Origin of the sequence: Blautia sp. OF03-15BH (assembly GCF_003463065.1) — a bacterium.
Classification (GTDB): domain Bacteria; phylum Bacillota; class Clostridia; order Lachnospirales; family Lachnospiraceae; genus Limivivens.
In genome coordinates, this window is the sequence record NZ_QSCM01000005.1 from 142,128 (window position 1) to 155,922 (window position 13,795).

General features: G+C 45.5%; 10 protein-coding genes. 5 read left to right on the forward strand and 5 right to left on the reverse strand.

Translation table 11 applies throughout. The features are described 5' to 3' along the window. Positions 1–6: 6 nt before the first annotated feature. Positions 7–882, reverse strand: coding sequence for an AraC family transcriptional regulator (locus tag DXA57_RS07650; protein WP_158571260.1), 876 nt, complete (start codon positions 880–882; stop codon positions 7–9). A gap of 257 nt (positions 883–1,139) precedes the next feature. Between DXA57_RS07650 and DXA57_RS07655 the strand changes: the two genes are divergently transcribed. From DXA57_RS07655 to DXA57_RS07670, 4 genes are all read left to right on the forward strand, one after another. Then, on the forward strand, positions 1,140–2,054 hold the full coding sequence (locus DXA57_RS07655) for an ABC transporter permease (protein ID WP_117766227.1): 915 nt from the start codon (positions 1,140–1,142) through the stop codon (positions 2,052–2,054). 17 nt (positions 2,055–2,071) lie between these two features. Further along, positions 2,072–2,959: a carbohydrate ABC transporter permease gene (locus DXA57_RS07660; protein WP_243005743.1), complete on the forward strand. Its 888-nt coding sequence runs from the start codon at positions 2,072–2,074 to the stop codon at positions 2,957–2,959. A 170-nt stretch (positions 2,960–3,129) separates the two neighbouring features. Next, positions 3,130–4,707: an extracellular solute-binding protein gene (locus DXA57_RS07665; protein ID WP_117766229.1), complete on the forward strand. Its 1,578-nt coding sequence runs from the start codon at positions 3,130–3,132 to the stop codon at positions 4,705–4,707. Positions 4,708–4,822: 115 nt separating this feature from the next. Continuing rightward, positions 4,823–6,007 (forward strand): DUF4185 domain-containing protein, encoded by a 1,185-nt coding sequence (locus tag DXA57_RS07670; RefSeq protein ID WP_117766232.1) that lies wholly within the window; start codon positions 4,823–4,825, stop codon positions 6,005–6,007. A 463-nt stretch (positions 6,008–6,470) separates the two neighbouring features. Here DXA57_RS07670 and DXA57_RS07675 read toward each other — a convergent pair whose 3' ends face one another. Genes DXA57_RS07675 through DXA57_RS07690 form a run of 4 tightly spaced genes read right to left on the reverse strand, consistent with a single transcriptional unit; the run spans position 6,471 to position 11,071 of the window. Beyond that, positions 6,471–7,439: an alpha-L-fucosidase gene (locus tag DXA57_RS07675; RefSeq protein ID WP_117766234.1), complete on the reverse strand. Its 969-nt coding sequence runs from the start codon at positions 7,437–7,439 to the stop codon at positions 6,471–6,473. A 31-nt stretch (positions 7,440–7,470) separates the two neighbouring features. Further along, positions 7,471–9,114 (reverse strand): extracellular solute-binding protein, encoded by a 1,644-nt coding sequence (locus DXA57_RS07680; RefSeq protein WP_117766236.1) that lies wholly within the window; start codon positions 9,112–9,114, stop codon positions 7,471–7,473. Between the two features lie 53 nt (positions 9,115–9,167). After that, on the reverse strand, positions 9,168–10,091 hold the full coding sequence (locus DXA57_RS07685) for a carbohydrate ABC transporter permease (RefSeq protein WP_117766238.1): 924 nt from the start codon (positions 10,089–10,091) through the stop codon (positions 9,168–9,170). 11 nt (positions 10,092–10,102) lie between these two features. Next, positions 10,103–11,071, reverse strand: coding sequence for an ABC transporter permease (locus DXA57_RS07690; protein WP_117766240.1), 969 nt, complete (start codon positions 11,069–11,071; stop codon positions 10,103–10,105). Positions 11,072–11,448: 377 nt separating this feature from the next. On the opposite strand from DXA57_RS07690, the gene DXA57_RS07695 reads away from it, so the two are divergent. Then, a complete protein-coding gene (locus DXA57_RS07695) occupies positions 11,449–13,719 on the forward strand; it encodes an AraC family transcriptional regulator (protein WP_147345666.1) in 2,271 nt (756 codons plus the stop codon). The last annotated feature ends 76 nt before the right edge of the window (positions 13,720–13,795 follow it).

The window sequence follows — 13,795 nt, forward strand, 5'->3', positions numbered from 1 at the left end:
TTCGTTTTATCCTTCGCTTCTCGGAATCCGGTTTGTCGTATATTCAGTAGGAGTCATATGCTTGTAGTGGCGGAAGACTTTGATGAAATAGCTGGAATCGGAAAAACCGCAGCTGTGAGCGATCTCTGTGATGGTTTTATCCGTGTAGGAAAGCTGTTCACAGGCTACTTCGATCCGGTAATAGTTCAGGTAATCCATGGGAGTGCGGTCGGTAAATTCTTTAAAATAGCGGCAAAAATAGCTGGGATTCAGATTCGCGCACCGTGCAAGGACAGTAAGCTTCAAATTTTCGCTATAGTGATCTTCAATCATGGAAAAGACCGGTTTCAGGCTGGAAAAACGCCGGGATTCCCGGGAAAGGGCATTTTCCTGATAATCGTGCCGGGCGAAAAGAGTTCCGAATAGCAGATAGGTACAGCCATAAAGGGAGAGGGCATAGCTCTTTGGTTTGCTTCGAAGCAGCTCCAGCATCTGACTGACAATGGAATGGATCTCGGTGACAGAAGAAGGGAAAAAGTTCCGGATCAGAATTTTGGCATTCAGAAGATCAGTTAACATCTGTTCATACTGGCGGACAGAGTGGGAAAAAACAGTTTCCAGATCAATCAGGATGCACTCATAAATGCAGTCTTCTTCCGGAGAAGGCGCACCTCCGTGGGTGAGTCCACCCTGAATCAGGGCTGTGTCCCCTGCCTTCAGATCCAGCTGGGAGTTATCCAGCTGCAGATGAAACTGCCCCTGGAAAACGTGTACGATCTCAAAGAGCGGATGCCAGTGGTAGGGCATCGTGTACCTCGGGTGGATGGGGGTTACGCGGTAAAAATAATAAGGGAAATCCAGGGAGCCATGCTTTTGCTGCTCCGGGTAGTCCAGATATTTCATATTTGGTTTCCTCATTTCCTGAAAATTGCTTCGCATTTCATGCTCCTGCGATCCTGAAACACCTCAAATTTGCTCATTTTTCGGTGTTTGACGGGTCAAGAAATCATGCTTTTTCATGCAAGCATGAAAAAGCATGACCTTTTGACCCTGGTATCATCATTATATCAGAAAAGTAAATATTTTACCATTTTCAGGCAAAAAAATAAAAGCAGAAAAAGGAAAAACAGAGTAGCATAAAAGAGGAAAGGGGGACAACCATGAAACGCAAAAATCTCTGGAAACGTATGAAAAAATGCTATATGCTTTATCTGTTTCTTTTACCTGCGGTTCTTATGATTGCAGTATTTTGTTATGCACCTATGTATGGAGTACTGATGGCTTTTCAGAACTATTCTCCAAGTAAAGGGATTACCGGAAGTTCCTGGGTGGGTCTGAAATGGTTCCGTACCTTTTTCAATATGCCCAGATTCTGGCAGATCGTGAAAAATACGCTGACATTGAGTATTTATTCTCTGATAGCCGGTTTTCCGATCCCTGTGATCCTGGCATTGATGATTAACAGTGTAAGAAATTCCAAATTTCAGAAGGTTACGCAGACCGTTACTTATATGCCGCACTTCATTTCCGTTGTTATTATGGTCGGCATGCTGACTACGTTCTTATCTCCGAGATCCGGCTTCCTCAGTCATATTCTGACATTTCTGGGAGCACCGGATGACGCGTTTTATATGGGAGATGCCAAAGCGTTCCCACATCTTTATGTCTGGTCAGGGATCTGGCAGGACATGGGCTGGAGTTCCATCATTTATCTGGCAGCTCTGGCAGGTGTAGACCAGTCTCTTCATGAAGCGGCTAAAGTGGATGGAGCCACAAAGCTTCAGAGGATCTGGCATGTGGATATTCCGGCGATCGTACCCACGATGATCATTCTTCTGATCATGAGTGTCGGAAGTATTATGAGTGTTGGTTATGAAAAAGTATTTCTGATGCAGAATGATCTGAACTCTACGGTTTCAGAAGTAATTTCCACATATGTATATAAAATCGGTTTGAAACAACAGCAATACAGTTATTCGGCAGCGATCGGACTTTTCAATAACGGCATTAACTTTATACTTCTTGTCGTGGTAAATAAGGTGTCGAAGAAACTGTCGGGATCCAGTCTGTGGTAGAAAGGGGGGTATCTTCCGTGAAAAGAAGAGGAAGCGATAAAATTTTTGACATTGTAAACATCACGATCCTTTCTATCCTGCTTGTGATCATGGCATATCCGATCTATTTTGTGCTGGTTGCATCCGTTTCTGATCCGACCTATGTAAACAGCGGTGCATTTCTTTTATGGCCCAAAGGCTTCAGTATGCTGGGTTACCGGAAAGTTTTTGAGGATACCAGAATCTGGATCGGATATTTCAATACGCTGATTTATGTGATCGGCGGCTGTATCCTGGGAGTTATGATCACGATGATGGCTGGTTTTGCCTTATCCAGAAAGGAACTTCCATTCCGTGGATTTTTCATGGGTTATTTCGTGTTTACCATGTATTTTGGCGGTGGACTGATTCCTTTTTACATGGTAATGAAGACCCTGCATCTGACGAATACAAGAACGTTGATGATCCTGATCAGTGCAGTTTCTGTCTATAACATCATTGTGACTCGTTCCTTTATGGAAAATACCATACCGGAGGAACTTAGGGATGCGGCGAAAGTAGACGGCTGTGGAGACGGCTATTTCTTTTTCAAGATCGTCATGCCTTTATCGAAAGCGATCATGGCAGTGCTGGTGCTTTTCCTTGCAGTGTCCTATTGGAATTCCTATTTCAATCCCATGATCTTTTTGACGGATCGTTCCAAATATCCGCTGGCTCTGTATCTTCGTGAGATTCTTCTGACGGCATCCACGAATGCATCGACATCCAGAGAGCTGGATCCGGCAGCGGCTTTGAAGCTTCAGACAATGGCTCAGGTCATCAAATATGGCGTGATCGTGGTATCGACTCTTCCGATTATCTGTGTATATCCGTTTTTACAGAAATACTTTGTAAAGGGTGTCATGATCGGTTCTGTTAAAGGATAAAGGATATTTTCTGCCGGCAGGCGGATTCATATCAGGATAAGCAGTGGTTTCAGTTCCCGGAATACGGACGTGAACATGTGGGGGAAAGGGACTGAAAAAACTGCAGGAGCAACAAACAGCAAAAAAGGTAACTGTGCGGAGAACAGTTACGCGAAAACAGGAGGAAGCGTATGAAAAGAAAAGGAATTGCAGCGTTACTGACCATGTCTATGGTACTGGCAGCAGGCGGAACAGGCGGAGCTGTTGTTTCAGCAGCAGAAGATCCGGTAACCTTTAAAGTTGCAGTGATGTTAAATCCCCTTTGTAAAGATGAGGATTTCAACAATCAGGAGGCGTACAAAAAGGCAGAGGAGGCCACAGGAGTACATATTGAGTGGATCCCCATTTCTTCAGCAGATGCAGATGATAAAGTAAATATCATGCTTGCTTCTGACCTTCCGGATGCATTTCTTGGTCTGATCGGTGAGGGACAGATCGCAAACAACATGGATTCTTTCCTGGATCTCAACCAAGACGATCTGTTAAAAACAAATGCTCCGCATGTGGTTTCTGATTATGAGAAACTCAGCAACGGACTGGACATTGTTACCTGGCCGGACGGATCGATCCGCTCTCTTATGACCGGACGTCAGACCAGCTATGAGAACGATGCAGAAGGTATTATGTTCATCAACAAAGAGTGGCTGGACAATGTGGGAATGGACGTTCCGACAAATATCGATGAGTTTTATGAGGTTATGAAAGCATTCCATGATCAGGATGCAAACGGAAACGGAGATGCAAACGATGAGATCCCGTTTGAGCCCTCCCAGAGTGACTGGTGTTCCAAGATCATGAATGTGGCAAACCCCTGGGGAATCGCAGGTACAGACAGCAGTGACGAGAGTGCTTATAAGATGGTAAAAGATGGAAAAGTAACAGGAACCGTAAATACCGATGAGTTCCGTTCTTTCCTGGAGTATGCACATAAGCTTGTTTCCGAAGGCCTTATGGATAAGGAAATGTTCTCACAGACTTCTGAGCAGTACCATTCCAAGATCAATGAAGGCGTTGTAGGCTGCTATTACACCTGGTCACCGTATGCAGATATGAGTGAAAGCGAAGCTCAGAAATGGGTAGAGGTACCTGTTTTTGATGATGGAGAAGGTCATTACATGAAGACCGGTTCTCAGGATAAATTCTCAGCCAGCAGAACAGGTTTCTGTATCACCAGCGAGTGTGAAGCTCCGGACCGTCTCCTTCAGTGGTGGGATTACCTTTCCAGCTCTACCGAGATGAAATACACCAACCGTTTCGGCCCGCAGGGAGAGGCATGGGATATCAATGAGGATGGCACCGTTGTAGAACTGATCCCGGACAGCCTGACAGATGACTTTACCATTGAGAACTACAAATACACCTATGGTATGACCGGTCTTGGTACCTATATCACAAAAGAGGAAAACGCAGAGGTGCTGGAAGAGAATTCCTTCACTTCCTGGTATCGTATCGACTGTGTAAAACAGCTCCATGAGTATTGCGTACCGGTAGAAAATCAGCTTCCGATCCGTTTCGTAGATCCGGAGAAGACCAGTGAGAGAACCTTTATGGAAACAGAACTCTTCAGTTATATCAGCAACTTTATTGCAACCAGTGTTCTGGATGGCATTGATGATGCAAAGTGGGAAGAGCATCTTTCCCAGCTGGATGCAGTACAGTATAATGAATGGCTGAACTGGTATCAGGAATATCTGGATAAAGAATTCTAAAGATTCCGCTGCAGAGCAGCTTACACAATTCTGATATTGTTTAAAAATCATTCCCCGCATTTATATAAGCGACAGAAAGCAGTATAAATGCGGGGAAATCTGTGAGGTGACAAATATGATGGACATCAAGAAGTGTACAGGACTGGCCGGTGAGAACAGAGATTATTATCTGTATCCTAAGGCAGAACCACCTTTTGAAAGGTCGGATTATATAGAGGAGGTTCTGCTGGATAGTTTCCGGTATCACAGCGGGGAAGGAGACATGTGGCCGCTGACCTGGGCAAAGGACGACTGCATGTACTGTGGTGCCGGTGACAACAAAGGCTGCCCGACGAACATCTGGAAGATCAGAACCATGCGTTATGCACCGGAGGCTCTGACGAACAGCGGAAACTGGACCATTGATATGATCAACAGAGAGCCGGCAGACCTGAAAAAGTATATGAAGGACGAGCGGATCCAGGGAGTGAAACCTTCCGGGATCCTGGACATAGACGGAAAACTCTACCTGAGCATGGAGGCTCAGAACTATGGGGATAATCCGTTGTTTGGAAGACAGCATAACCTTTACGGCTGGATCATGGTGTCTGAGAATGAAGGGAAAACCTTTGATGCGGCAGTGACAGATACAGAATTTTTCACCGGCAGACTGGCATCCTGTCATTTCCTGCAGTTTGGAAGAGGCTACGAAGGTGCCAGGGATGGATATGTGTATGCCTATTTCCCCTATGACGAGGAGGACGGCCAAAGCTACTGGGAAAATAATGATGCGATCCTTCTGGGCCGTGTGCCGAAAGAACAGATTCTGGTGAGGGAAGCCTGGGAATTCTTCTGCTCTGAAGATCCGGCAAAACCGGAATGGGATAAAGAGGAGCAGAAGGCAAAACCGGTATTCCGTTACCGGAAAATGACAGGCTCCAACCATGTGGCGTATAATGCAGGAATCGGGCGGTATATCATGGGGAATTACAGCTTTATCGATGAAGAACTGCATCCCCGTCCCATTCATCAGATGGGGTATCCGGAGTCCCATATCAGCCAGCTGACGCTTTATGAAGCGCCGGAGCCCTGGGGACCCTGGAAGCTGTTTCACAGGGATGATGACTGGGGAACCTATGGAGACTATCAGCCGAATTTCCCGACGCAGTGGATGACGGAAGACGGCCGGATCATGTATCTGGTTTCCTCCGGTTCCTGGGATGATTATAATCTGACCGTACAGAAAATGGCGGTAAAGATCAAAGGAGACGAGACTTTCTCCGAAAAAGCCAGGTATTTTTCTTACCTTCGGAAAAAATGAATGGAAAAATTTTTGCAGGCCCTGCTTTCTGGAAAAAAGGAAAGTGGGGTCTGTTTTTTCAAAGGCAGTGTTGGGAATTTATTTTTGGAGTGGATATCAGATCCCTTGATTTGTCAGAAACAGAGTTGCTTGATTTTGATGGAGATTTCTGAGTAAATAGGTATCGCAAAAAAGAAATTTCCGATAGCAAGGTGACTGAAAGAGAAAAAATAGTTTCTTTACTATCAGAAAACCAGATCATATAATGGGCAATTATCAAAACAATTAAAGTTAAAAAATGAATTTTCCAATTGCACCAGCAACTGGTCATTGAATCAGAGGGACTGAACAGTTACAAAATAAAAATATCCTGAATAAGTTGCAGAGCCAGAAAGCCTTGTAACTGTCAGGATATTTTTGTTTGGTGCTGTCAGCTCTAAAAAACGTTATTTACTGACAGCACCCTCTTAAGGTTTTTATTGTATTATCTGGTAGCCCAGCCCTCCGGTATTTCATCAATGGGAGCAGGCTTCTTGTATTTCTCACCGATCTGATGATAACGTTCCACAAGGTTGTCATCCAGCAGGCCGTAGATATTGGGCGTGCTGTTCAGGATAAAGGAGGTGTTGCGCTCATTGGAGCGCTCTATCCAGTCAAGTACCCAGTTTACCGGTTTGAGTACCTTCTCACCATCCGTGGCGCGCCAGAACCAACCTTTTGTCATGGTATGGCAGCTTGCACCTGGTCCGGCGAAGCTGGTCTCGATTTTCTGGCCGGCGGAAGTCTCATGGAAGACAATGTCGGAATGTTTCAGACCATCCAGGCTGCCGATGTTAAGTACAAGGCAGTTCGGCTGCAGAGCTTTCACCCAGCTATCCAGCTCCTCAAAGGACAGATCCTCGTAGCTTGGGCCGCCCCAGGGGGACTGCCAGCCGTCCACGATGATAAAAGGAATCTCGCCATAATTGGTGAGCAGTTCGGTCAGCTGGCCTTTTATGTACGCTTTATCCTCGGCACTGCAGCCTTTCCGATTGATGCCCTGGGTCAGGTCAAGGATAGAGAAATACAGTCCGGCTTTGATTCCCTGTAAACGGAAAGCTTCCAGATACTCCCGGATTACATCTGTCTTCACCGGTGAATTTCGAATACAATGCTCTGTGTATTTTGTGGGCCATATGCAGAAACCTTCATGATGTTTAGCTGTCAATGCCGCAAATTCTACGCCTGCAGCTTTTCCGGCTTCCGCCCACTGAGCACAGTCCAGTTTTGTGGGATTCCAGCTCTGAGGATCAAAGGGGAAACGTCGTGGTTCGCCACTGTTTTCGTGGTCATATTCCCAATCTATTACATCTGGGTTAGAGTTAAACTGGAAGGTTCCACTGTTGAAATGGATGAACATTCCAAAACGCATATTCACGAATTCTTTCTGTAGTTCTATTAAATTGTTTGCCATGGATAGATATCCTCCTTTGTTATGGAATCAATTAGTTTGCTCCGTATTGACGGTCATATGCTTCCTGATAAATCTCTGTCATCTGAGACATGCCGTAAATGTTCTCCACATTGTTTACATGATTGTCCCAATCGCTGTCCAGGTTCCATGCACCTGTTACGAAATTGAAGAACATCTCGGAGAAGTAGTTGTTCCATTCGGTACGAAGAGGAGAAACGGTGAAGTTTTCATCTTCTGTGAGCTTCAATGCGGGCAGAGCATACTCATCCATGTTATAGGGGTCATACAGTTCTTTGGTGGTTGTATAAAGCAGGTATTCCATTCCGTCTGCGGAGTATGGATCTGTGTCAGGATCTATGGACTGACCGGCACGCCATTCTGCACTGAAGTTGTAGATACCCATCTGAGTCCAGCAGTCGTTACGGGTGCTTCCTACATCACCGCCATAGGCAATGAGAGCCGTCCAAAGAGCAGGCTGTCCTTCAAAGCCAACCTCACCGTCTTTTGCAAAGCGCCAAGCTTTTCCTTCGACGCCGTTGAAGATGGTAGAGCATGCTTCGTTAGTGTAGAGTGCATTTGCCCACTGCATTGCGAGTTCAGGATTCTTACAATCCTTTGTGATAACAAAGTTGCCGGTGCTGGGTGTATAGGGTGCGCTGTATGCATATTGAACGCCATCTGGTCCCTTCAGCGGTGCCAGCGGACGATAAAGCTGATAACGGTCTCCGCCGATTTCTGTGGTGAACTGTCCGCCGTAACCTGCGGTGGTAGCACCAACCAGAGAACCGTCCGGATTGTCAACCAGTTTCTTCAGCTGATCATTGGTCTGGGTCAGAGTACCCGGGTCCATCAGTCCTTCATTGTATAGATCATTGAGGTAAGCCAGTGCGTCACGGAAACGCTCATCTGTGGACAGGTTTACTACTTTTCCGTTATCCAGGCCAAAGCCCTGCTTATAAGGGCTCATAGGAAGGAAAGCGCCTAAAAGGAAGTAAGCGGACTGGGTATACCAGCCATCGATATCTCCGCTCATTGGAATTTCATCCTTCTCACCGTTTCCATTGGGGTCATTGTCGCGGAATGCGATCAGCATCTGCTTGAATTCTTCGGTAGTGGTAGGATACTCCAGACCAAGGTTCTGCATCCATTCATCATTGATCCACATTTTCAGAGCTCTGGTACAATGGAAGCAGGGATTGATTTCAGGCAGGCTGTAGATATGTCCGTCTACATCACGCAGCAGGTTCATGCCGCCCTGGTCTTCAAAGGGTTTCATAGCCTCGATCAGGTTGGGTGCATACTCATCAATCAAATCATCCAACGGAATCAGATACTGATCTTCTACACCGTACTGCGCCATCTGGGCATCGGTGATACCGCAGTTCAGGAAGATGTCAGGCAGTTCGCCGCCAGCCAGCATCATTGCAACCTTCTCATTGATGTTTTCCAGGGGGATCTGCTCATACTCCACATGGATGCCGGTAATTTCTTCCAGCCATTGTGATGTCTCGTTGGTGTTCATGTCCTCTACTACTGTTGGTTTTCCGACAACTACATGAAGGACCTTTTCTTCTTCCTCAGCATGTGCGGTAATGCCGGTAAAGCCGGAAGCAGACAGTGGGAGGCACAGCGCCAGAAGCGCGGCCAGAGTTCGATTGGATTTTCTCTTCGTCATTGTTTTGTCTCCTTTTCCTATAGTTTATTTTTTTGTATCGATTCGGAAGGGGCTCAACCCTTCATAGAACCCATCATAACGCCCTTTACAAAATGCTTTTGAATAAAGGGATATACAATAAGCAGCGGTGCGCTGGATACCACGATCAGTGCGTATTTGAGTACATCCGCCAGCCCCTGCTTCAGAATCATCTCCGAAATATTTACGGTCATATCGGAGGAAACGGAGTTCATTACCAGGATATCTCTGAGGATGATCTGCAGAGGATACATATCCTGATCCTTCAGGAACATCATTGCGTTGAAGTAAGAATTCCATTGGCCTACCACATTGTAGAGAACCAGCACAGCGATCATGGAGCCGGAGAGAGGCAGCACCATATAGAACAGCTTTCCTACATGGCTGCATCCGTCTATTTCAGCTGCCTCCAGCATTTCTGATGGAATCGCTGTCTGTATGTGAGTACGCATGAGGATGATATGAAATACATTCAGTGCTACAGGAAGCACTACGGCCCAACGGGTGTAGAGCAATCCCAGGTTTTTTACCACCAAATAGAAGGGAATAAGTCCTCCGGAAAACAGGGTGGAGAAAATGAAAAGTTTTGAAAACAGCCCTCTGCCGACCAATCTTTTGCAGGAGAGAGGGTAGGCAGCCAGGATTGTAACCGTTAGGCTGATCAGTGTTCCAACTGCTGAGTACAGGATTGTGTTGGCATAGCCGGAAAGAATTCTTTTGTTCTTGAACACCTGCTGGTAGGCCAGAAGAGTCGGATTCACCGGGAACAGGACAACTCTTCCGGATACCACGTCAGCCGGTGTGCTGAAAGAAGCGCTGACGATATACACAAGTGGGTACAGCACAATCAGTCCGGCAAGGCCCAATAACAGATATACTATGGCATCAAATATTTTGTCCCCACGGGAACGTATCTGGTTTTTGTACTGTGTATCAGTCTCTTTTTTTAGTCTTTTCATGGCAACCTCCTTTACCACAAGCTGGTTTCACTGGTGCGTCTGCTGATCGTATTTACCAGGACAATAAAGAGCGTATTGATAATGGAATTAAAAAGGCCTACTGCTGATGAATATCCGTAATCCAGATTGATAAGACCCATCTTGTAAGTATAGGTAGATAATACTTCGGATACTGCCAAGTTGGCAGAGTTCTGCATGAGGTACACTTTTTCAAATCCAACGCTCATGATAGAGCCGCAGCTCATGATGAACATGATGGTAAATGTTGGCAGGATGCCTGGAAGATCGATATACCAGATTTTTTGCAGGCGATTGGCACCATCTATTCTTGCTGCCTCATAGAGCTCCTGATCAATGGCACTTAAAGCTGATATGTAGATGATGGCATTAAAGCCTGTTGTCTGCCATAGCCCGGACCACACGTACACTGAACGGAACAGAGACTGATCGGTCATAAAGGACACAGGCCCTATCCCTAATTTATTCAGGAAGACATTGACCAGACCTGTACGGGGATCCAATAACTGAAACAGGATGGCTACCATAACTACAGTAGAAATAAAGTAGGGTGCATAGGTAATCATTTGAACAGCTTTTTTATAACGTCCCCCTCTGCACTCATTGAGCAGTATTGCCAGAAGTATGGGGAAAGGTATTCCGGCAATCAGCGAATAGAGGCTTATCCGGAAGGTATTGGTTATGGTTCTTGTGGCCGATGGAGTGGAAAAGAATCTCTTAAAGTTTGAGAGACCGATCCATTTGCTTCCAAATACTCCACGGGTGGGACTGAATTTCTGGAAAGAAATGAGCACACCGTACATTGGCCAGTAGCTAAACAGGAACAGGAAGATCAAAGGAATTGAAATCATAATATAGAGCTGTCTGTCCTGCCACATTCTCTGCCGCATTTTTTGCCGCATAATCTTTTTGTCTGCTTTTGTTCCGTTGGTTCCATTCACATTTCTGATTTTTGTTTTCATATACCCTCCTTACTATGTATATCGCTTCCGGAAAGCTTTCGGTTCCATTTTTGAAAGGTTGAACATTCTGTCAATCACATCGCCTGAGATTTCAAGAAGCTATACATGTTTCTGAATGTTTTTTTGGGACCGGAATTTCTTTCTTAGAATATTGCACAAGTGCATTGTGTTTTTCAAGGTTGATTTCGTAAAAATGCTGATTTTCATAAAAAGTCCCTTAAAAACCTTTAGATTTTCGAAAAAAATGGTCAAGGGACTATTTTTGCGGGAAGGTACAAATTTTTGTAGTTCTTGCATTATCAAGAATATTTGCTATACTGAAAAGACAGGTGGCTCATTCAGACTATTTATTGTACATATAAGGGGGACGAATTTCTGTGAATCTTAGAAAACGTTCAAAAAACAGCATATTTCGAATTATGTACCTTTCCTACCTGGCAATGCTGGTACTCCCTATAGTGGCTCTGCTGATTACCTACGGTGTTTCCTCTAACATCATAAAGGAAGAAATCCAGACATATAATCAGTATCTGTTGGATGAATGTATGAGCTCCATGGAGGAAAGCTTCGGCCTGGCGGATCATGCTATGAACTCCATAGCATTTAGTCATACGACCCAGAAATTTCTGATGCCGGCTACTTATAATGGATCCAGCCTGCTTATCCGTGCTAAGGAGGCATATCAGAATCTGACGGATTATGAGGAGTTGTTTTCTTCCTCCGGAATACTGGATATGTTGATTTATGCGGGGAAAAGTGATTGCTTGGTTTCCCGAAAGGCACCCTTTTCCCAGATGGAATATTATGATAAAATTCTCACCTTTCCAGATGGTACAGAGAATATTTCTGATATCCTGAAAGAGCATAGTGGTAAAGAATATATCTGTCCTGCTACAAAAGTGAAGATTTATGAGCGTTCCTATGATGCCATTATACTGATTAAACCTATACTGGCCGGATACCGTTCCACTCGTGCTGATTGTGTGGCGGCTGTGGTCGATACCTCTGAGTTCTCGGATAAGCTTACAAGAATGAATCTGGGAAGCTCCGGTATTGCCTATATTGCTGATGGTGACGGCAAAATTCTGTATCAGATATGCGGGGATAGGGAACCTGTCGATTCTCTTGACGAGATGAACTTTCCGGAAAGGGATTACCTCCGGTTCGACTCTCAAAACGCTACAAGCAGGCGCCGCTGTGTGGCCTACATTCCAAAAAACGAAATTTATTTTCGGGTTCGCAGCCTTCGGAGCGGGATCGTTGTCATATTGATGGTGGATTTAATTCTGGGATTTCTCCTTTCCCTGCGTTTTTCCTATAAGAATTCGGAGCCGATTCTGGATATATTCCAGCTTCTGGATGGTTATTCCGGCGAAGATAAGGGTGTATCCAAGGACTATAACTTCATGAAGGGGACGATATCGAAGCTTGTCAGCAGCAACAGTGAGCTCAACGAAAAGCTGGAGCGTCAGACTATGGTGATTCAGACGGATTTTTTTCTGCAATTGCTGCGTGGAACCATTTCTCAGGAGCAAACGGAGAGGCTTTCTGAATATCTTTCCCTTAACCTTGCGGGAGAAACCTATTCCGTGCTTTTGGTAAACAATACCGGATATGGGGAATGGATTGACTCTCAGTCCATGTATGAGCTGGAAAGCGCTGCCGTCCTGATACTGTCCACTTTCTCACAGACAGAGTCTTTCAAGGTCTATGGAGCGCAGTATAATCAGCGAGTATCGGCCCTCCTGCTTGTCTTTCCGGAAAGCGATATTCCCTCATGCCGACAGAAGCTTTTGGAAACTGTAGGGCGTATACATGGACTCTTGGGAGAAAAGCTCCACTGTCCGTTGTCTTATCTTTGCGGAGGTTTTTGCGGGAGCCTGGACGAGGTATCGGAGCTTTCTGACCGGGCTGTGTCCATGCTGGACAATGAAGAAGTGAGTAAAGACGGGGATGTGGTTTTTTACGACGTCAATTTGCACAGGAAGGTACATATGGACATACTTCCTATTGAGATGGAAATGCGTCTGATTAATCTGGCAGTGACAGGTCAGACCGAGTTGTTGTCAAACTTGGTAACAGATATTTACGCAGATGTGCAGGATACGGATCTTGTGTTATTAAATCATCAGATGTATCTGACTATTCTTCGCATTAGCGAAAATCTTCATGATGCCGAGCTGTGTCAGGAAAGCAAATTTCTGATGTCCCACCATACCGGGAATGATGCCATGGAGATTTCGGAGAAGGTAGTGGGACGCCTGACTGCTGCCTGCCAGCGGGCAAGCAATGAAAAGGCAAGTGAAGAGTCCCGGTTTAAGGAGGATATTCTGGAATATGTACAGGAAAATATTTCCGACAGTGGTTTCACCTTATATGACGTGGCTTTACATTTTGATTATGCGGAGTCCTATTTGTACCGGGTCATAAAGGAACAATTCGGATGCACCTTTTCGGTTCTGCTGGAGACCTTGAGGCTGGACAAGGCGTGTGAGGCATTGGAGCGAGGTGATTCTATTGAAGATACTGCCCGGAACTGCGGCTACAACAGCAGCCATACCTTCCGGCGGGCCTTCAAAAAGCGTAAGGGGGTACTTCCGTCGGATTATCGTGACAGCCTGGACAAGAAAGAAAAATCGGAAAGCTGACAGATCTGTGCATACCTGCAGGGTACTTGGCACATCTGCCTGGCTTATTGCTTTGCGGGAATAAAAGCAGGGGGCA